18 protein-coding genes and 1 tRNA gene are annotated in these 20,134 nt (G+C 66.3%); 14 read left to right on the top strand and 5 right to left on the bottom strand.

Translation table 11 applies throughout. From position 1 onward, the window contains the following. Positions 1-74: 74 nt before the first annotated feature. Complete coding sequence (locus ACP7AR_RS16225; protein WP_426188097.1) at positions 75-2,603, top strand: ATP-dependent Clp protease ATP-binding subunit; 2,529 nt, start codon at positions 75-77, stop codon at positions 2,601-2,603. 70 nt (positions 2,604-2,673) lie between these two features. Here ACP7AR_RS16225 and ACP7AR_RS16230 read toward each other — a convergent pair whose 3' ends face one another. Next, on the bottom strand, positions 2,674-3,474 hold the full coding sequence (locus ACP7AR_RS16230) for an SDR family oxidoreductase (protein ID WP_426188099.1): 801 nt from the start codon (positions 3,472-3,474) through the stop codon (positions 2,674-2,676). Positions 3,475-3,556: 82 nt separating this feature from the next. Next, positions 3,557-4,030 carry a MarR family winged helix-turn-helix transcriptional regulator gene (locus ACP7AR_RS16235; RefSeq protein WP_426188101.1) on the bottom strand — a complete coding sequence of 158 codons (474 nt, stop codon included), beginning with the start codon at positions 4,028-4,030 and terminating at the stop codon, positions 3,557-3,559. 83 nt (positions 4,031-4,113) lie between these two features. Between ACP7AR_RS16235 and ACP7AR_RS16240 the strand changes: the two genes are divergently transcribed. The 3 genes from ACP7AR_RS16240 (at position 4,114) to ACP7AR_RS16250 (ending at position 5,966) form a co-directional block, all read left to right on the top strand. After that, complete coding sequence (locus tag ACP7AR_RS16240; protein WP_426188103.1) at positions 4,114-4,614, top strand: amino-acid N-acetyltransferase; 501 nt, start codon at positions 4,114-4,116, stop codon at positions 4,612-4,614. Next, positions 4,614-5,267 carry a hypothetical protein gene (locus tag ACP7AR_RS16245; protein WP_426188105.1) on the top strand — a complete coding sequence of 218 codons (654 nt, stop codon included), beginning with the start codon at positions 4,614-4,616 and terminating at the stop codon, positions 5,265-5,267. Before ACP7AR_RS16240 ends, ACP7AR_RS16245 begins: the two co-directional genes overlap by 1 nt. Positions 5,268-5,549: 282 nt before the next feature. Further along, entirely contained in the window at positions 5,550-5,966 is a 417-nt protein-coding gene (locus ACP7AR_RS16250) for a dehydrogenase (protein WP_426188107.1), read from the top strand. 37 nt (positions 5,967-6,003) lie between these two features. On the opposite strand, the gene radA is transcribed toward ACP7AR_RS16250, so the two are convergent. Then, positions 6,004-7,386, bottom strand: a complete 1,383-nt coding sequence (gene radA / locus ACP7AR_RS16255; RefSeq protein WP_426188109.1) for a DNA repair protein RadA — start codon at positions 7,384-7,386, stop codon at positions 6,004-6,006. Between the two features lie 253 nt (positions 7,387-7,639). On the opposite strand from radA, the gene ACP7AR_RS16260 reads away from it, so the two are divergent. Genes ACP7AR_RS16260 through cydC form a run of 4 tightly spaced genes read left to right on the top strand, consistent with a single transcriptional unit; the run spans position 7,640 to position 13,381 of the window. Next, positions 7,640-9,055 (top strand): cytochrome ubiquinol oxidase subunit I, encoded by a 1,416-nt coding sequence (locus ACP7AR_RS16260; RefSeq protein ID WP_426188111.1) that lies wholly within the window; start codon positions 7,640-7,642, stop codon positions 9,053-9,055. Positions 9,056-9,072: 17 nt separating this feature from the next. Then, positions 9,073-10,098, top strand: coding sequence for a cytochrome d ubiquinol oxidase subunit II (cydB, locus tag ACP7AR_RS16265; RefSeq protein ID WP_426188113.1), 1,026 nt, complete (start codon positions 9,073-9,075; stop codon positions 10,096-10,098). Beyond that, the gene (gene cydD / locus ACP7AR_RS16270) at positions 10,095-11,738 is read left to right on the top strand and encodes a thiol reductant ABC exporter subunit CydD (protein ID WP_426188115.1); all 1,644 of its coding nucleotides are present in this window, start codon (positions 10,095-10,097) and stop codon (positions 11,736-11,738) included. The genes cydB and cydD overlap by 4 nt, the downstream gene beginning before the upstream one ends. Next, positions 11,735-13,381, top strand: a complete 1,647-nt coding sequence (cydC, locus tag ACP7AR_RS16275; RefSeq protein ID WP_426188117.1) for a thiol reductant ABC exporter subunit CydC — start codon at positions 11,735-11,737, stop codon at positions 13,379-13,381. The genes cydD and cydC overlap by 4 nt, the downstream gene beginning before the upstream one ends. A 10-nt stretch (positions 13,382-13,391) precedes the next feature. On the opposite strand, the gene ACP7AR_RS16280 is transcribed toward cydC, so the two are convergent. Next, a complete protein-coding gene (locus ACP7AR_RS16280) occupies positions 13,392-14,168 on the bottom strand; it encodes a hypothetical protein (protein WP_426188119.1) in 777 nt (258 codons plus the stop codon). Positions 14,169-14,283: 115 nt separating this feature from the next. Here ACP7AR_RS16280 and ACP7AR_RS16285 point away from each other — a divergent pair, with 115 nt between their 5' ends. Next, positions 14,284-15,330 carry a hypothetical protein gene (locus ACP7AR_RS16285; protein ID WP_426188121.1) on the top strand — a complete coding sequence of 349 codons (1,047 nt, stop codon included), beginning with the start codon at positions 14,284-14,286 and terminating at the stop codon, positions 15,328-15,330. 135 nt (positions 15,331-15,465) lie between these two features. Next, positions 15,466-15,555 (top strand) — tRNA-Ser (locus ACP7AR_RS16290). Between the two features lie 266 nt (positions 15,556-15,821). On the opposite strand, the gene folE is transcribed toward ACP7AR_RS16290, so the two are convergent. Then, on the bottom strand, positions 15,822-16,544 hold the full coding sequence (folE, locus tag ACP7AR_RS16295; RefSeq protein WP_426188123.1) for a GTP cyclohydrolase I: 723 nt from the start codon (positions 16,542-16,544) through the stop codon (positions 15,822-15,824). Between the two features lie 151 nt (positions 16,545-16,695). Between folE and ACP7AR_RS16300 the strand changes: the two genes are divergently transcribed. From ACP7AR_RS16300 to ACP7AR_RS16315, 4 genes are all read left to right on the top strand, one after another. Then, positions 16,696-17,583, top strand: coding sequence for a methylenetetrahydrofolate reductase (locus ACP7AR_RS16300; RefSeq protein ID WP_426188125.1), 888 nt, complete (start codon positions 16,696-16,698; stop codon positions 17,581-17,583). A 49-nt stretch (positions 17,584-17,632) separates the two neighbouring features. Then, positions 17,633-18,517: a formyltetrahydrofolate deformylase gene (gene purU / locus ACP7AR_RS16305; protein WP_426188127.1), complete on the top strand. Its 885-nt coding sequence runs from the start codon at positions 17,633-17,635 to the stop codon at positions 18,515-18,517. Between the two features lie 134 nt (positions 18,518-18,651). Next, entirely contained in the window at positions 18,652-19,434 is a 783-nt protein-coding gene (locus ACP7AR_RS16310; RefSeq protein WP_426188129.1) for an ABC transporter ATP-binding protein, read from the top strand. Then, positions 19,421-20,131: an ABC transporter ATP-binding protein gene (locus ACP7AR_RS16315; RefSeq protein WP_426188131.1), complete on the top strand. Its 711-nt coding sequence runs from the start codon at positions 19,421-19,423 to the stop codon at positions 20,129-20,131. Before ACP7AR_RS16310 ends, ACP7AR_RS16315 begins: the two co-directional genes overlap by 14 nt. Positions 20,132-20,134: the final 3 nt, after the last annotated feature.

Raw genomic sequence — 20,134 nt, forward strand, 5'->3', positions numbered from 1 at the left:
ACGCTCGATGTACAGGCGCTGAAGAGCCGTCTGGCGTCAGTGCATTCGCCCCGGTGCGAACCAAGGAGTTGACAATGTTCGAGAGATTCACAGACCGAGCCCGTCGTGTCGTCGTCCTCGCCCAAGAAGAGGCGAAGATGCTCAACCACAACTACATCGGCACTGAGCACATCCTGCTCGGCCTCATCCACGAGGGTGAAGGCGTCGCCGCCAAGGCCCTGGAGTCCCTCGGTATCTCGCTCGACGCCGTGCGCGAGCAGGTGCAGGACATCATCGGTCAGGGCCAGCAGCAGCCGACCGGCCACATCCCCTTCACGCCCCGTGCGAAGAAGGTGCTCGAGTTGAGCCTGCGCGAAGCGCTGCAGCTCGGCCACAACTACATCGGCACCGAGCACATCCTGCTCGGCCTCATCCGCGAAGGCGAGGGCGTCGCCGCTCAGGTGCTCGTCAAGCTCGGTGCAGACCTGAACAAGGTGCGTCAGCAGGTCATCCAGCTGCTCTCCGGTGCTCCTGGCCGCGAGCCGGCATCGGTCGGCGCGACCACCAACGACAGCCAGCAGTCCGCCCAGGGCGGATCGGCCGTGCTCGATCAGTTCGGTCGCAACCTCACCCAGGCTGCCCGCGACAACAAGCTCGACCCGGTGATCGGGCGCGAGAAGGAGATCGAGCGGGTCATGCAGATCCTCTCCCGCCGCTCCAAGAACAACCCCGTCCTGATCGGCGAGCCAGGCGTCGGCAAGACCGCCGTCGTCGAGGGCCTCGCCCAGGCCATCGTCAAGGGCGATGTGCCCGAGACGCTGAAGGACAAGCAGCTCTACTCGCTCGACCTCGGCTCGCTCATCGCCGGGTCCCGCTACCGCGGTGACTTCGAGGAGCGCCTGAAGAAGGTCACCAAGGAGATCCGCACGCGCGGCGACATCATCGTCTTCATCGACGAGATCCACACCCTCGTGGGTGCGGGTGCCGCTGAGGGTGCGATCGACGCGGCCAGCATCCTGAAGCCTCTCCTCGCCCGTGGCGAGCTGCAGACGATCGGTGCGACGACTCTCGACGAGTACCGCAAGCACTTCGAGAAGGATGCTGCGCTCGAGCGCCGCTTCCAGTCGATCCAGGTCGCCGAGCCGAGCCTGCCCCACACGATCAACATCCTCAAGGGGCTGCGCGACCGCTACGAGGCGCACCACAAGGTGCAGATCACCGACGGCGCGATCGTCGCGGCATCCAACCTCGCCGACCGTTACGTCGCCGACCGCTTCCTGCCGGACAAGGCCATCGACCTGATCGACGAGGCCGGCGCACGTCTGCGTCTGTCGATCCTGTCCAGCCCGCCAGAGCTGCGCGAGTTCGACGACAAGATCGCCGCAGTGCGCGAGCAGAAGGAAGCGGCATCCGAGGAGCAGGACTTCGAGAAGGCCGCATCGCTGCGCGATGAGGAGAAGAGCCTGCTCGCCGAGCGCCTGCGCCTCGAGAAGCAGTGGCGCTCCGGCGACGTCGCGACCGCCGCAGTGGTCGACGAGGGCCTGATCGCCGAGGTCCTCGCACAGGCCACCGGCATCCCGGTGTTCAAGCTCACCGAGGAAGAGTCCAGCCGGCTCGTCTTCATGGAGAAGGCGCTGCACCAGCGCGTCGTCGGTCAGGAAGAGGCCATCGCGGCTCTCTCCCGCACGATCCGTCGTCAGCGTGCGGGTCTGAAGGACCCGAAGCGCCCCTCCGGCTCGTTCATCTTCGCCGGCCCGACCGGTGTCGGAAAGACCGAGCTCGCCAAGGCCCTCGCCGAATTCCTGTTCGACGACGAAGGCGCCCTGATCTCGCTCGACATGAGCGAGTTCGGCGAGAAGCACACCGTCTCGCGGCTGTTCGGCGCCCCTCCAGGGTTCGTCGGCTTCGAAGAGGGCGGCCAGCTCACCGAGAAGGTGCGCCGCAAGCCGTTCAGCGTGGTGCTGTTCGACGAGATCGAGAAGGCGCACCCCGACATCTTCAACTCGCTGCTGCAGATCCTCGAAGAGGGTCGCCTCACCGACGGTCAGGGTCGGGTCGTGGACTTCAAGAACACGGTCATCATCATGACCACCAACCTCGGCTCGTCTGCGATCGCCGGAGGCCCGGTGGGCTTCCAGGTCGAGGGCAACGCGCAGACCAGCTACGAGCGGATGAAGGGCAAGGTCGACGAAGAGCTCAAGCGGCACTTCAAGCCCGAGTTCCTCAACCGTGTCGACGACGTCATCGTCTTCCCGCAGCTGTCGAAGGAAGAGCTCGTGCAGATCGTCGATCTGTTCGTCAAGCGTCTCAGCGACCGTCTGCTCGATCGCGACATGACGGTGGAGCTGTCGCAGCCGGCCAAGGAGCGTCTCATCGAGATCGGTTTCGACCCCGCGCTCGGCGCCCGGCCCCTGCGTCGTGCCATGCAGCGTGAGATCGAGGACCAGCTGTCGGAGAAGATCCTGCACGGCGAGCTCAACCCCGGCGACCACGTGAAGGTGGATGCTGAGGACGGCAAGTTCCAGTTCGAGACCGCCCCGCGCGGCGAGAAGGTCTCGGTCGGAATCAACACCGGCGGCGCGATCACCTCGAGCCCCGACCTGGCGGCTGCGTCAGGCGAGTAGGCACCTATGTGAAAAGGGCGGATGCTTCGGCATCCGCCCTTTTCTCGTCTCTGCCCGAGCAGTGACCGGGCTACTTCCGGTCGGCCCAGGACCACACATCTTCGCCGCGCAGCGACACCTCGGCACCGCCGTCGTCGTAGATGACCTGGCCGGCGAGGTGAGTGTTCTCGACGCTCGTGAGCCAGATGAGCAGGTTCGCGACCGACTCCGGCGACTGGTGGTAGTTCAGCGGCATCGGAACGCTCGCGTCGACCATCGCCCGGCTCTCTTCGGTCTCGAGCAGCTTCTGCGTCATCGGGGTCAGCACGGTGCCGGGAGCCACGGCGTTCAGAGGGATGCCGTTGCCCGCCCACTCGGGTGAGATCGACTGGCGGCGCACCCAGCGCGAGAGTGCCCGCTTCGATGACGGGTACACGAGATAGCCGATCTGCGGCCCTTGAGCGGTCAGCTCCGCAGCGATCTCGAGAGCCTTCGTCTCGTCGCCGGCGAGCGCGGCATCGACCATCTCCTCCGAGTGGTTCTGCAGTGACGCCATGGACGAGACCACTGCGGCACGCGGGGCATCCGACCCGGCGAGAGCGGGGCGAAGCTGCTCGAGAAGCTCGGTGACGCCGAAGTAGTTGACCGAGATCGTCTTCGGGATCGGGGCCGAGATGCCGGCGCATGCGATCACGCCGTCGACGGTGCCGCCGGCGAGCTCGATGGCCTTGGCTGCGGCTGCAGTGCGCCCTTCGGGAGTGGACAGGTCGGCCTCGACATCGGCGTTCTTCAGATCGATGCCGATCACGCGCTCGCCGCGGTCGCGCAGCAGCCGAGCGGTGGTCTCTCCGATGCCGGAAGCGGATCCGGTCACGACATAGGTGCGGGTCATGGGTTTCCTCCGTTTCGCGACCGTTGTTGCAGTCGCATGGTTGCGTCCGCGGGTGCGCGGACGGTCAGGTCGTGATGTTGTCTCAGCGTGTTGACGTCTCAGTGTGTTGACGTCTCAGCGCGCCGACGAATCGACCGAGCTGGGTGGCGAACTGGACCGCTTCGTCGTCGTCCCAGTCCGAGATCGCCTCCTGCAGCATCTCGACGCCTCGGGCGACGAGCAGGTCGTGCGCTGCCGCACCGCTGGATGAGAGGTGAATGACGCTCGCACGACGATCAGTGGCATCGGCGTGGCGCTCGATCAAGCCTGCACGTTCGAGGCGCACGAGCTGTTTGCTCATCGTCGGTCGGGTCACGTGAAGGGCTGTGGCGAGGTCGCCCGCTCGAGACGGTCCTTGCAGTCCGAGCATGTACAGCGGCGGAAGATCGAGCGGATCCGTCTCGACGCCCGCCTCTTCGGCGACAGCGGCCTGCGTGCGGGTCGATGCCCAGCTGGCCATGAGATGCGTGAGCGATGCCAGCAGGTCTGCCGACGTGGATGCCAGATCTCTGCTCATGAGCTCATTCTACGCCGATAGTTGCCTTAGGCAACCAGTGTGCGAATGCGTGGCTTGGGGCGACGCGACCTTAGGCTGGAGAGGTGAGCGAGTACACCGTCCGCTCGGCGCGCAGCGCCGACATCCTCGGCATCCACACTCTGCTGGAGCCGCTGGTCGAGCGACGCATCCTGCTCGGCAAGGACCTCGCGGTGCTCTATGGCGCGGTGCAGGAGTTCGTCGTCGCAGAGCTCGACGGCGAGCTCGTCGGATGCGGTGCGCTGCACGTGATGTGGGAGGACCTCGGCGAGGTGCGCACACTGATCGTTCGCGACGACTGGCTGCACCACGGCATCGGGGGTGCGATCGTCGACGGGCTCGAGGAGCGGGCGATCGCCCTCGGGCTGCGGCGACTGTTCTGCCTGACGTTCGAGGTGGACTTCTTCACCCGCCGTGGATTCGCGCCGATCGGCGAGCAGGTCGTCGACCCTGATGTCTATTCACAGCTCCTGCGCAGCCCTGACGAGGGCGTCGCAGAGTTCCTCGACCTCGCGCATGTGAAGCCGAACACCCTCGGCAACACGCGGATGCTGAAGAATCTGTGATGGCTCGTCGCAGATCGGCAGCGGTATACCGGCGACGCCGGGTCGTGATCTTCGGTGGTCTGATCGTTGTGATCCTCGCGCTCGCAGCGGGCATATGGCTCGCCGTCGCACAGCCGTGGTCGGATGCCGGGGCAGAGCCATCGCCGGCGGCGACGCCTGCACCGTCGGAAACGCCCACCGAGACGAGCCCCAGCCCGACTGCGGCGCCGACCCCGACGCCCACCACGAAGAAGGACGCGAAGGCGGTGCCGTGTCAGGCGGGCGATGTCACCGTCGAGGCTGTCACGGACGCAGACACCTACCCCGCCGGCGCGTTGCCGCAGCTTTCCATCTCGCTCACGAACACGGGCGCATCCGACTGCACGATCGACGTCGGATCGACCACCCAGGTGTTCACCGTGTCCAGCGGGAGCGACACGTGGTGGCGCTCCACCGATTGCCAGGAGAGCCCGAGCAGCATGGTCGTGACGCTCGCTGCGGGGCAGACGGTGAAGAGCGCGACGCCGGTCCAGTGGGACCGTACGCGCTCCGACGTCGCGACGTGCGATCAGGAGAATCGTCCCCGCGCTCCTGGGGGCGGCGCGTCGTACCACGTCGCGGTCTCGATCGGCGGTTTCGAGGCTGCGGAGACGCGGCAGATCCTGTTGTACTGAGCACAAGAAATGCTGTGAGTGCGTGCACCGATCGGGCGGCGACATCGAAGTGGTGCAGACAGACGCATTCCTTTGGGATACCATTGGATCAACTCTCGGGATTCTTCGGTGCAAGCCATCCCCAGTGGCGTCGTATACAGCGTCCCCAGCGCTTCGACATTCACCGTTCGAGAGTTCGAGGGCCCTTTCGAGTACTCCAGTCCCCAATGGACGACTCGAGAGGGCCCCAATCATTTCCCCACGCCGACTCTGCCCCTGGTGAACAGTCTCTAGGCTGGATGCATGGCAGCGAAGAAGTCGAAGGGTGCGGGCAAGAAGCCGGCAGCGGAGGAGTTCCGCTCCGAAGCACTCGCGCAGGCACTCGAGAAGCAGGACATGGCTGCGGTCGCTCTCGCACTGCGCCACGGGACGACCGTCGTGCCGTTGATCAGATCCGGCGACCGCGACAACCCGCTCGACGGCGGGGAAGTCTGGACCTACCGTGACGGGGCCACCGGAGACGTCGCTCTTCTGCTGTTCAGCGATGCAAAGAACAAGCCGGCGAATCTGCCGCCGGGCGTTGGCATCTACTCGTCGGAGTGGTTGCGGGCGTTCTTGACGACGCACCGCGACACGATCACGACGGTGTTCCTCGACATCGCAGGACCCCATCCGATGCAGGCACCGCCGGGCGACCTGCTCGCCGCGCTCGACGCCTGACCGCGCTTCCCGCACGGTGACGGACGCCGAAGGGGCGTCAGAACGGCGGTAGATCGTCCTCGCGACGAGTCCTCGTGGGATGCGCTGACCGGCTGCGAGATTTCACGTCGTTCAGTGCCGCGTCCAGCGACTTCGAGCGCTCGTCGATGACCTGCTCGTACCCGAGGCGCGCTGCCTCGGATCGACGTTGCGTGGCCTGCGTCACCGCGCGCACTTCGCCGGCGAGGCTGAGTTCGCCCACTGCCGCGATCGTACGCGGCACCGAGAACTGCTGGATCGACCCTGCCACAGCGATCGCGATCGCGAGGTCTGCCGCAGGTTCGGTGAAGCGCACGCCGCCGACGGTCGACACGTAGACGTCGAGTTTTCCCGTGGGGATGTGCCCGCGCTTCTCGAGGATCGCCAGCACCATCGCCACCCGTGCCGCGTCGAGCCCTGACACCACCCGACGGGGATTCGGCGCTGTCGACTCCACGGTCAGCGCCTGCACCTCAACCGGCAGGGCGCGGCGGCCCTCCATCGCGATCGCGACGCAGGTGCCTGGTTCGGTCGAACCGTGGCCGAGGAACAGACCGCTCGGGTCGGGCACCTCGGCGATGCCGTCGCCGGTCATCTCGAAGCAGCCGACCTCGTCGGTAGGGCCGAACCGGTTCTTCAGTGCGCGGATGAATCGCAGTGCGGTCTGCCGATCTCCCTCGAAGTGGCAGACCACGTCGACGAGATGCTCGAGGATGCGGGGACCGGCGACCTGCCCGTCTTTCGTGACGTGGCCCACGAGGATGACCGGAAGGCTCCGCTCCTTCGCCACACGGATGAGAGTGGCCGCGACCTCACGCACCTGGCTCGGCTGGCCCGCCGCTCCGTCTGAGAGGGAGGATGCCACGGTCTGCACCGAGTCGATGATCACGAGCTGCGGCTTCACCTCGTCGATATGACCGAGGATCGTGGCGAGATCGGTCTCGCTCGCCAGGTACAGCTCGTCGTGCAGGGCGCCGGTGCGCTCTGCTCGCAGCCGCACCTGCGCCTGGGATTCCTCTGCGCTCGCGTACAGCACCCTGCGGCCACCACGAGCCGCTTGTGCTGCGACCTCGAGCAGCAGGGTGGACTTGCCCACCCCGGGTTCGCCGCTCAACAGGATCGCTGCACCGGGAACGATTCCGCCGCCGAGTACGCGATCGAACTCGCCCACGCCGCTGGAGCGGCGGGGGACGTCTGCCGTCGAGATCTGGGTGATGGGGCGTGCCGCACGATCCGCCCCTGGCGCGAGCGGGGTCATCTGTCGCAGTATGCCCGTCTTCGCGGCCTGCTCCTGCACCGTGCCCCACTGCTGGCATTCACCGCAGCGGCCCACCCACTTCGACGTCGTCCACCCGCACTCGGTGCAGACGAAAGCAGGGGGAGCGGGGCGACGGGTTGCCATTCCTACAGGCTAGTCGCGGCATCCGACACCTGAGCCCGCCGTCCGACGGCGCTGATCCGGTAGGTGGTTCCGCGTCGATGCTTCGCGGCTATCGACGGCATCCGACATCCCTATCGCCCATAGGCGCTTTCGGCTCACATGCTGAACCGCCGCACGGGATACTGGAGACAACGCCAACGACGTCTCGTCTGCGGGCCGATTCCGGCCCACTCCCGGGTGCAGGCAGTGCACCTTCGAGAGAAGGAGTCCTCTGATGGAGTGGCTTGATCCACTGGTCCTTTCCCGGTGGCAGTTCGGTCTGACGACCATCTACCACTACCTGTTCGTGCCTCTCACGATCGGCATGGCCACCTCGGCCGCGATCTTCCAGACGGCGTGGGTGCGCACCGGCAAGATCCACTACCTGCACCTGACGCGCTTCTTCGGGAAGATCTTCCTCATCAACTTCGCGATGGGTGTGGTCACGGGCATCGTGCAGGAGTTCCAGTTCGGCATGAACTGGTCGGACTACTCGCGCTTCGTCGGCGACGTCTTCGGCGCACCGCTGGCGTTCGAAGGACTGCTGGCGTTCTTCTTCGAAGCGACCTTCATCGGTCTGTGGATCTTCGGCTGGGACAAGCTGCCGCAGAAGCTGCACCTGGCCACCATCTGGTGCGTCTCGATCGGCAGCGTCCTCTCGGCGTACTTCATCATCGCCGCCAACGCGTTCATGCAGAATCCGGTCGGCTACGAGTACAACCCGGTGACGAACCGTGCCGAGCTCGTCGACATCTGGGCGCTGCTGACCAACCCGGTCGCCCTCGCCGCGTTCCCGCACACGATCTTCGGTGCGTTCATGTTCGCGGCAGGGGTCATCATCTCTGTGTCCGCATGGCACCTCATGCGCGGCCAGCACACCGACACCATGCGCATCTCGCTGAAGTTCGGCCTGTGGGGGATGCTGGTGTCCACCGCGGGCGTGGCGCTCACCGGCGACCAGCTGGGACTCGCCATGTACGCGGCGCAGCCCATGAAGATGGCGGCGGCAGAGGCGACCTTCGACACCGTGTGCGGCGCTGACGCCTCGTTCAGTCTGTTCACGCTCGGCACACCGGATGGCAGCTCGGAACTGTTCTCGATCCGGGTGCCGTACCTGCTGTCGCTGCTGTCGACCCATACGCTCGACGCCTGTGTGCACGGGATCAACGACCTCAACGCCGAATATGCGGTGCAGTACGCGGACCTCGGCATCGACAACTTCGCTCCGGTGCTGTGGATCACCTACTGGGCGTTCCGCTGGATGATCGGCCTGGGCATGCTGCACGCGTTCATCGCCCTCGTCGGCCTGTGGGTCACTCGCAAGAACGCCAAGAACCCGCCGGCGAAGTGGATGTGGAAGCTCGCGATCTGGTCGTACCCACTCGCCCTGCTCGCGAACATCGTCGGCTGGGTCTTCACCGAGATGGGCCGCCAGCCCTGGATCGTGTTCGGCTTGATGAGCACTCGCGACGGCGTCTCGCCCGGCACATCGGGGATCGAGGTGCTGATCTCGCTGATCGCCTTCACCGCGATCTACGCCGCGCTCGCCGTCGTCGAGGTGCGCCTGATCATCCGCGCCGCCCAGAAGGGGCCGGACACCGGCGAACAACCCCATGACGAGACTTCTCAAGTCGCGTCGGTCGTGTACTGAGAGGAAGGACGGACATCATGGATCTCGCCACACTCTGGTTCGGCATCATCGCCTTCCTCTTCGTCGGCTACTTCGTGCTCGACGGGTTCGACTTCGGCGTCGGCATGTCGCTGCCGTTCCTCGGCGGCATCGGTAAGAACAGCGACGACGTGTCGCGCCGGCAGATCATCAACACCATCGGCCCGGTCTGGGATCTCAACGAGACCTGGTTGATCGTCGCGGGTGCCTGCCTGTTCGCCTCCTTCCCCGAGTGGTACGCATCGCTGTTCAGCGGCTTCTACCTGCCGCTGCTGCTGATCCTGCTCACGCTCATCCTGCGCGGAGTCTCGTTCGAGTACCGGCATCAGCGCGACGATGCGCGCTGGAAGGCGCGCTTCGACCGCATGATCGTGATCGGCTCCGCCGTGCCCGCGTTCCTCTGGGGCGTCGCTTTCGCCAACATCGTGCAGGGTGTGGCCCTGGACGAGCGGCACGTGTTCATCGGGACGGTGTTCGATCTCTTGAATCCGTACGGACTGCTCGGCGGCGTCGTCACGTTGCTGTTGTTCTTCACGCACGGCGTCACCTTCGTCGCTCTCAAGACCGACGGTCAGCTGCGAAGCGATGCCAGGCGTCTGGCCTTCCGTGCCGGTCTGATCACCCTGGTCGCCGCTGCGGTCTTCCTCGCATGGACGGTCGCTGCGCACTTCTCCCTTCTGGTGCTCGTGGTCGCGGCGCTCGCCGCGGTGTCGTTGGTGCTGTCCATCGTCTCGAACCTGCGTGGACGGGAAGGCTGGGCATTCGGATTCGGCGCGGCCACCACGCTGTTCGCGGTCGTCATGCTGTTCGCCGCGCTGTTCCCGAACGTGATGCCTTCCACGATCGACCCGGCGTTCAGCCTCACGATCGAGAATGCCTCCAGCACCGAGTACACGCTCACCATCATGAGTTGGACGGCGCTCGTCGCCCTGCCGCTGGTGCTGCTGTACCAGGGTTGGACATACTGGGTGTTCCGTAAGCGCGTCACCCGCGCATCCATCGAGGGGGCACCGGCGCACGCGTGAAACCCGTCGATCCGAGACTGCTGCGGTACGCCGGCGCCGCGCGAGGCTTCTTCGTCCTCGCAGCGCTCATCGGCGTGCTGCAGACGGCGGTGGTGATCGCTTTCGCGTGGTTCCTGACGGAGGCCGTCACCGGAGCGCTGGCCGGGCGCCCGTTCGTCGCGTCGCTCGTGTGGCTGCTCGGGCTCGCGCTGCTGCGCGGCGCGCTGATCGCGGCATCCGATGCAGCAGGCACGGCCGCTGCGGCTCGCACCGGAATGCAGTTGCGCTCCGCACTTATCCGCGCCGTCGGCCGGCTCGGTCCTGGCTGGCTGGCTGAGCGCAATCAGGCCTCCCTCGCCGTGACGGCGGGCCACGGTCTGGAGGCGCTGGACACGTACTTCTCGCGGTATCTGCCGCAGCTCGTGCTGACCGTGATCGCGACGCCGGTGATCGTGCTGGTGATGTGGTGGAAGGACTGGCCGAGTGGGCTGACCGCCACGATCACGCTGCCGCTGATCCCGCTGTTCCTCATCCTCATCGGCATCGCCACTCGCACCGTCCAGCGCAGGCAGTGGCAGACGCTGCAGCATCTGGCCGCGCGCTTCGCCGACACGGTGCAGGGGCTTTCCACGCTGCGGCTGTTCGGGCGCGAGCGGCGAGCAGCGACGCAGATCGAGGTCACAGCCGACCAGTACCGCCGCGAGACGATGAAGGTACTGCGGTTCTCGTTCCTCTCCGGCTTCGCGATGGAACTGCTCGCGTCGCTCGCCGTCGCGCTGATCGCAGTGGCGGTGGGGTTCCGGCTGCTGGCGGGGGAGATGCCGCTGGAGATCGGGCTGTTCGTGCTGCTGCTCGCCCCGGAGGCGTTCCTGCCGATCAGGCAGGTCGGAGTGCAGTTCCACGCCGCGTCGGAGGGGGTAGCGGCGACAGAGGACGTGTTCGAGGTGCTCGATGCGGCGGCTGCCGGCCGGGTGCGCCCGCACAACTCCGGAGTTTCTTCGCAGATCCCTGTTCTGTCGGCCCCGGAGCTGCGATCGCGGACAGAATCTCCGGAGTTATGCGTCGCCGAGGTGCGAGTCCGTGCTCTTCCGCCGGTCTCGTTCGACGCGAAACCAGGCACGATCACCCTGATCGAAGGGCCGAGCGGCTCCGGAAAGTCCAGCCTTCTGGCCGCCCTGCGAGGCGCGGTGGAGTTCGACGGCACCGCCCTGTTCGCCGGTGACGACGTCCGTACCCTCGCCTCTTCCGACTGGCTCGCCTGGGCCGGGCAGGCGCCTGGCCTGTTGCAGGGCACGATTGCGTCGAACGTGACGTTGGGCGATGCGAACCCGTCTGCGGAGCGGACCAGCGAGGCGCTCATGCAAGCGTGCGCGGGAGACCTCGATCCCGCGCAGGAGCTGGGTGTGCAGGGCAGCGGACTGTCTGGCGGTCAGGCGCAGCGCGTCGCGGTCGCGCGGGCACTGTACCGGCACGCCGCTGACCCAGGACGAGTGCTCATGCTCGACGAACCGTCGAGCGCGCTGGACGCCGACACCGAGGCTCGTCTCTGGTCGGCCCTGCGAGATCGGGCGGATGCCGGCGCCACGATCCTGCTCGTCTCGCACCGCCGCACGGCACGCGCCATCGCAGATCACGTCGTGACACTGGGGGTGCGGGTATGACGAACGTGCGCGCCATCCTCAGCCTCGCGCAGCCGCCGGTGCGCCGGTTCCTGCCAGGGCTGATCTGGGGAGTGCTGTCGGCGGCCGCTGCGGTGTCGCTGCTCGCGGTCAGCGGCTGGCTGATCGTCAGCGCCTCGATCGTCGATTCGCTCGTGCCGCTGTCGGTGGCCGTGGTCGGCGTGCGATTCTTCGCGGTCTCGCGTGCGGTGTTCCGCTACCTGGAGCGGCTCTCGGGGCACGACGCGGCACTGCGCCAACTCGCCACGACCCGTTCCGACATGGTGCGCAGGCTCATCCCGCTCTCGCCCGCCGGACTGGGACGAACGGATCGCGGACAGGTGCTGTCGGCACTGGTCGACGATGTCGAGAATCTGCAGAACCTGCCGCTGCGCGTGGTTCAGCCGCTCGCGGTGGCTGCCGTCGTCTCGGTCGGAGCCGTCGGCTTCATCGCCTTCATCTCACCGGTCGCCTCCCTCACGCTCGCGGTGTGCCTCATCGTCGCGGCGGCCGTGGCGATCGGACTGGGGTGGATCTTCGGCTCTCGCGCTGAGGCGCGCGTGTCGACGCAGCGCGCTGAGCTCTCGGCATCCCTCGTCGACTATCTCGGAAGTCTTGACGTCCTGCTCGCGTACGGCGCCGAACCGCAGGCGCGCGAGCGGATCGAGCGTGCCGATGCGATGCTGCGCCGTTCGGTCACGCGCGCTTCGCTGTCGCAGGCCGTCGCGGCCGGCGTGCTGTCAGTGCTCGCGGGGATCGCATCGGTGTGGGCGCTCGCTGCCGCGGCACCCGGCCTCGCGTCCGGTGTGATCGACGGACCGTGGCTCGCGGTCGCAGTCCTCGTACCGATGGTCGTGTTCGAGGTGTTCGGGGCGGTGCCGATCGCTGCGGCATCCTGGCGGAGCGTTCGTGCGAGCGCCGCGCGCATCGTCGACGTGCTGCCGGCGTCGGTTCCGGATGAGCTGCGTTCGGATGCCGGATCAGATGACGCCCCGACGGGCACGGCCGTGCGGCTGCGTGACGTTCGCGCGTCATGGCCGGGTGGCGCCCCCGCGCTCCGTGGGGTGTCGCTCGATGTCGAGCCGGGGGAGCGGGTGCTGGTTTCGGGGCCGAGCGGCGCCGGCAAGAGCTCGCTCGCTTCGGTGCTGGTCGGCTTCCTGCGCTCTGAAGGCGAGTACACGATCGGCGGGGTGGATGCCGCGAGGCTCAGCGGTCCGACGCTGCGACGCACGATCGGCGTGTGTGAGCAGTCCCCGCAGCTGTTCGATGAGGACATCCGACAGAACCTGCTGTTCGCGCGTGAGACCGCGACGGACGATGACCTGCTCGCCATGCTGGATCGCGTGGGCCTGGGGGCTTGGGTGCGCGAGCGCGGCGGGCTCGATGCGCGTGTCGGCGACCGCGGGGCCCTCGTGTCGGGAGGGCAGGCCCAGCGGATCGCTCTCGCCAGGGCATTGCTGCGAGGATTTCCGGTGCTCGTGCTGGATGAGCCGACCGCCGGGGTGGATCCGGCAGCATCCGATGCGCTGCTGCGCGATCTGCTGGGTGCCGCCGGCGACCAGGCGGTGCTGCTGATCTCGCACGTCGATCCGCCCGAGGGGACCGTCGATCGCGTCGTGCGGATCGAGGGCGGGCGCACGGTCTGAGGGCTGCGCCTCAGTTGTACAGATCGGCGGGTGGCTCCATCACGATGCCCTGCGCTTCGAATGCCTTGCGGCGCTCCTCGATGCGCCTGTGCAGCTCGACCTGAGCCTCGTCGACGATCTGCTGGTCGAGCGCGACGCTCTGCGGATGCTGGTCGCCATGGTTCTCGTCGATATAGGCGTCGAGCTCAGGGCCCGACGTCCATGACGTGATGAGCGAGTAGCGCGGTGCGGGGCCGCGGTGCCAGACGGCGTGCCAGAAGCGCTGGGTGTCGACGATGATCCGACTGCCTGCGGGCAGGGGAAGCCTCACCTCGGTGCTGGGGTCGAAGCGGTCCTCACGCAGGATGAGGAGGGAGTCAGGGTCATCGGTGAGATTGAACCAGGCTCGGACGACCCAGCCGTCGCCTTCCTCGTTCATGCGGTTGTTGTCGTCCTGGTGCAGGTTGTAGATCGCGTCGGCGTACGTGTTCGGCTGCAGTTCGATCACGCGGCAGCGCCCGACGTTCGCGCCGGGCTCCTGCGCTCGCCGGACGAGGTTCGGTGCCTTCTCGATCTGTGACGGGATCCAGACGCCGTCCTTGTCGGTGCGCGGCGGCGTGTGGTTCCAGAAGCCGTTGCACTCGACCTCGCCGGCATAGCTCGCGAGAGGTGCGAAGCGGGTGATGCCGGAGGATCGCCAGCCGATGTACTCGAGGTCCAACCACTCTGCAGGGTCGGCCGCCTGATCGTACCGGTCGAGGGCGACGTATCCCGTCTCCTGCAACGCCGATGACGTGATGAAGCTCATGTGGTGAACCTTCCCGGGCCGGCGTCTCCGTCCGCTCGTAAGGCCATCCTAACCAGCGCGCGCCGAAGGCGCAGGACGCCGCGACCGGCGCGACACGGGCGGATAGCCTTGAGGGATGACTCAGCCGCAGGGCGCCCTTCTCGTGGGCAGTGTGAATTACGACGACGCCGAGACGACGATGCGCACGGCGGCGGCGCTGCTGGGAGATCGCCTGGGGCGCATCCCTGACGGTGAGGTCGGCAAGCGGTTCCACTGGATCATGTTCCAGCCCGACGTGCTGGGGCGGGCGGATGGCCTCGAGCGGGTGGTTGATGAGCCGATCCCCTTCAAGGCAGGGCTGGACGCGCGTCCGCTGCGCATCGCCGAGGGTGTAGATGCTGCGGGCATCGAGTTGCCGCCGCTCGGATACGCGGATGCCGCGATCGAGTCGTACGCGGTGTTCACACGGCTGCGCGACGAAGGAGATGTGCCTGCCGGCATCCGTTTCCAAGTGTCGCTGCCGACGCCCGTCGCGATCATCTCTTCGTTCTTCTCGGGCGACGATCGTGCGGCGTTCGAGCCGGTGTACACGGCGGCGATGCTGCGCGAACTGGATGAGATTCTGGCCGCCGTGCCGCACGACGACCTTGCGGTGCAGTGGGACGTCGCCAGCGAGATGGGCATCATCGAACACGCCGCGGGGTACGGCAAGGTGATGGATGCCTGGTGGGAGGGTGACCCGTTCGACGGTTTGGTCGCGCGGCTCGCTTCGCTCGTCGATGCCGTGCCGGTAGGCGTCGAGGTCGGTGTGCACCTCTGCTACGGCGACGCCGGCGAGAGGCACTTCTTCGAGCCGACGGATGCCGGAACCCTGGTTCGCTATGCGAATGCGGTGGTCGCGGCATCCGCTCGCGAGCTCACGTGGCTTCATCTGCCGGTGCCGATCACGCGCGATGACGCGGAGTACTTCGCGCCGATCGCCGCGCTCACGCCGATCGCGGAGCTGTACCTCGGGCTCGTCCACCGGGAGGACGGCGCCGAGGGTGCGCGGCGACGTATCGGCGCGGCATCCGCCTTCGTCTCCGATTTCGGTGTGGCGACGGAGTGCGGCATCGGGCGGGCACCGGAGGGCACCACCGAGGGCATCTTGCGCACGCACGCCGAGGTCGCCGCCGCCTGGTGAGTGCCGCCGCTCCGCGAGACCGAGTTTGCGGCGCGACACCGAGCCGTGCACGCTATGTCTCGTGCCGCAGACTCGGTCTCGTGCCCTGAACCGGCCGATTCGCGCGTCAGCCCGTCGTCGCGTAAACTCTTCCGCGGTGACGTGTCCGAGCGGCCGAAGGTGCAACACTCGAAATGTTGTGTAGGTTCACCCCTACCGTGGGTTCAAATCCCACCGTCACCGCCAGCTTGAAGCCCCCGACTCCCGCAGAATTCTGCGGGAGTTGGGGGCTTCTTCGTTAAGGTGTCGGACTTGCGGGCGAAGCCGCGTTCACCTTCGGCAGCGCTCGCGAGCTACGAAGAACTGCGCGTGGAGCACGCGTCTGCTCAGGTGAAGCAGGCGTACATGCGCGCGCCGAGGCCCCGGAGGTCTCGACCGACCGCCGCTCTCGTCCGCTCAGGCGAGCGGGAGCGGCGGCTCCACTCGCAGTCGGATGCGTCGATGTCGCGGTGTCAGATGTCGCGGGTCTCGCGAAGGGCCAGCTGCAAGGCGCCCCCGGAGATATCGCCGAGCCGCGCGATCGTCACGGCACGCGAATCTGCGGCGTTGGGAGCTGCGTGCGCGACGCATCCGTGCGTGGCCTCGACGCGAACCATCACCCCGTGCGGCTGAAGGGCCGTCATGACCGCGTGTGCGATATCCGTTCCGAAGCGTTCCTGGAGCTGCGGGCGGCGGGCGGCGGATTCGACCACAGCTGCGATTCTGCTCAGGCCGGCGATTCGCTGATCGGGTGCGTAGTACACGTCGGCTGTGCCCGTGAACGGCAACAGGTGATGCTCGCACACGGAGGTGAAGCGGATCCCCGTGAGTGCCACCAGGTCGCCGATCTCGTCCGTGCTCAGATTGTCGAGCGGCGTTCCCAAGGCGTCTGCCGGGTCAACGCCGATTCCTGAGAACAGCTCGGTGAACACATCGGCTACGCGCCCGGGGGTTCGGGCGAGCTCGGGGCGATCGGGGTCTTCGCCGACGGCTGCCAGCAACTGGCGCACTGCCGCGATCGCGTCTGCGCGGTTGACGGACCGTTGGGGCGAATCGCAGATTGGTCCGCTCTCGATTGTCGGTTCGGTGGCACCCTGGAGAGCGACGTCGTGACGAATCGGGCGTGGGAGCGATTGCGTTTCGGGCGTTGGCCCGCTTTCTAACAGCATCCGGCATTCTCCGCTCTCACGCGTCATTGCGATCTCCCGAGAGTACCTATCTGCATAGTGATTGGCAAGCGAAAGGAGGGTTCTGGCGTCGATCTCAATACCTATTGTCTATACCTATATAGATAGGTATAGTCGGATCCGCGCGACGTTGCGCTATCCCACACGGAAAGGCCCGCCCGTGGCACACATCGACCCCGCTCATCAGTCACCCGCAGTGAGGCTCCTGGAGAACTTCTCCCTGGAGATGACCGGGAAGGATGTGCCCGGTCTCGAAGAGGCGCGCGACGCGATCCCGCAGGGCTCGAAGATCAACGTCACATTTCTCGGCAACGAGGATCTGGAGATGCGCGTGAGCGCGTCGAAGGCCGTTCGAGACTTCGGTTTCGTGCCGGTTCCCCACATCTCGGCGCGACGTCTCTCGTCGCAGGGTCAGTTGGAGGAGTTTCTGGGCCGGCTCCAAGAGGTGGGGGCGACGGATCACGTGTTCTCGGTCGGCGGTGACCCGGCCACGCCGGAGGGTCCGTACGACTCGTCGCTCGCTGTGATCGAGACCGGACTGCTGCAGCGCTACGGAGTGAAGGAAGTGTCGATCGCGGGATATCCGGAAGGTCATCCCGACATCGAGAACGACGTGCTGTGGCGCCACCTCGAGGCCAAGTCCGCAGCACTGAAGGAACAAGGTCTGGACGCGGTGATTCTCACGCAGTTCGCGTTCGACACCGACCCGGTGATGGAGTGGATCACCGCAGTCCGCGACCGGGGGATCGATTCGCAGATCCGCATCGGAACGCCCGGACCCGCGGGCATCAAGCGGCTGCTCGGATTCGCGCGCCGGTTCGGAATCGGCGCCAACGCGATGATCGTGAAGAAGTACGGGTTCTCGCTCACGAACCTGATGGGAACGGCGGGCCCCGACACTTTCGTGAACGACCTGTCGGGGCTGCTCGCCGACCCCGATACTGCAGCGCGAACCGGTGGGACCGACAACACCAAGTTGCATTTCTACACATTCGGAGGGCTCAAGGCCACAGCCGACTGGGCGAACCAGTTCACTGCGCGGGCCTGACTCGAAACGATTGTCGGGGAGGCAGCGGAATGACTACGGAGCCAGTCGAATGACCCACACCGTCGAATCACTCATCGACCACGCGTGCCTCGTCGTGCACGGACCAGACCGGCCAGGACTGGTCGCAGCGATCGCAGCGCTGATCACCAGGAACAGCGGCAACATCATGACGCTTGATCAGTACTCCGACAAGACGGAGGAAGCGGAGTTCTTCCAGCGCGTCGTGTTCCATCGGGAGGATCTGAAAGTCGCGATCGAGGAGATCGAGGCCGATCTGGCGAGGACTCTCATCCCATTCGGGGTGGAGTGGACGCTCACCGATCAATCCATTCCGAAACGGATGGCGATCCTCGCATCCACGTCCGACCACTGTCTGCTGGAACTGCTCTGGCGCCACCGCAGGGGTGAATTGCCCGTGACGATCCCGATGGTGATCTCCAACCACACGAATGTCGCCGAAGACGTGCGCTCGTTCGGGATCCCGTTCTTCCACGTCCCGTCGCAGGGCGCGGACAAGTCGGCGGCTGAGGCACGGATCCTCGAGCTGCTGCAGGGGAATGTCGACTTCGTCGTGCTGGCACGATACATGCAGATCATCAGTGAGGGCTTCCTCGACGAAGTCGCGGCGCCCGTCATCAACATCCACCACTCGTTCCTGCCCGCGTTCATCGGGGCCGCCCCCTATCGGAAGGCCCGCGAGCGAGGCGTCAAGCTGATCGGCGCGACATCGCACTATGTGACGAAGGATCTCGACGAGGGGCCGATCATCGAGCAGGACATCGCTCGGGTCAACCACGCGATGACGGCTGCCGATCTGCAGGCCCGCGGCGCCTACGTGGAACGCGCGGTCCTGTCCCGAGCCGTGCAGTGGCACGCCGAAGATCGTGTGATTCGCCAGGGAAACCAGACCATAGTCTTCACGGATCGGCCCTAGCCGATTTCGCATATTGACTATTGTCAATACCTATCGGCATAGGTACGCTCATTCCAGAACGGCCTTCGCCAAGGAACCACGAAGGTTCCGCCGTCCCCTGTACGCCAACCCACGCAATGACGCGAAAGGTGAGCATGGCCGCTCGACTGACCCTAGAGGACGTGAACCTGCATTTCGCGGGCATCCAGGTGTTGCAGGAAGTCGCGTTCACCGCGGAGCCAGGACAGATCCTCGGGCTCGTCGGTCCGAACGGCGCGGGGAAGACCTCGCTGTTCAACTGCATCAGCGGTCACTACCGCCCGAGTGCGGGATCGATCATGATCGATGGCGCGGAGGTGGGAGGATCCCGTCCTGCAACGCTGGCGAAGCGTGGGCTCGCCCGCACATTCCAGCATCCCGCGTTGCAACTGCACGAAACGGTGCTGGAGAACGTGCTGCTCGGGGCGCACACGCGACTTCCCGGTGGTGCTGCAGAGTGGTCCCTGCGTCTGCCGCGCACTTCTCGCTCCGAGCGAGCTCTGCGTGAGGAAGCGCTGGCTCTTCTGGAGCGCAACGGCCTGGGATGGGCGGCGGATCTGCAGGCGGATGAGCTCTCGCACGGCCTGCACAAGGGGATCGAGCTGTGCCGGGCGCTGCTGATGAGACCACGCCTGTTGCTGCTGGATGAGCCGGCAGCAGGACTTCCGCATTCCGAAGTGGAGCAACTCATCGCCACTGTCCGTCGCCTGCGCGACGAAGACGATATGACGGTTGTCGTCGTCGAGCACAACATGGGCCTCATCGCTGCTGTCACCGATCGGGTCGTGGTCCTCGATCACGGACGCAAACTCATGGAGGGCACTGCCGCCGAGGCGCAGTCCGATCCGCGAGTCATCGAGGCCTACATCGGAAAGGACGTCACCGATGACGCTGCTTGAGCTCACCGACGTCACCGCGTTCTATGGACCCGTCCAGGTGCTCGACGGGGTCTCGCTGAGCGTCCCGGAAGCGGGAGCGGTGGGAATCCTCGGTGCGAACGGCGCCGGGAAGACCACGACGTTGCGGGCGATCAGCGGCGCGATCCGCGCGGGCGGAAGTATTCGCTTCGACGGGCGAGACATCCGCGGGATGCGACCGGACCAAGTGGCCGGGATCGGCATCGCGCACGTTCCGGAAGGTCGGGGAACGCTCGGCGACCTCACCGTCCGTGAGAATCTCCGCGTCGGAGCCTACACGCGCAAGGACCGCAAGGGGATCGCTGCGGACATCGATTACTGCCTCGAACTGTTCCCCCAGCTGGAAGAGCGCATCCGCTCGAACGCATCGGCGTTGTCCGGCGGAGAGCAGCAGATGCTGGCGGTGGCGCGTGCGTTCATGGCGAGGCCACGACTGCTTCTGCTGGACGAGGCGTCGCTGGGTCTTGCGCCGAGCACGGCGAAGAACGTGTACGCCTCGATTCAGCGCCTGCGCGTCGAGTCGGGCATCTCGATGCTCGTCGTGGAGCAGAACGCGAATCTGGCTTTCACTCTTGTCGACTCGGCGACCGTGCTCGAGACAGGGCGCAGCGTACTGACCGGGCCGACGGCGGAACTCAAAGGCATGGACGCGATCCGCCGCGCGTATCTGGGAGGCTGACTC

It is taken from the genome of Microbacterium sp. TWP3-1-2b2 (assembly GCF_049896145.1).
Classification (GTDB): Bacteria; Actinomycetota; Actinomycetes; order Actinomycetales; family Microbacteriaceae; genus Microbacterium.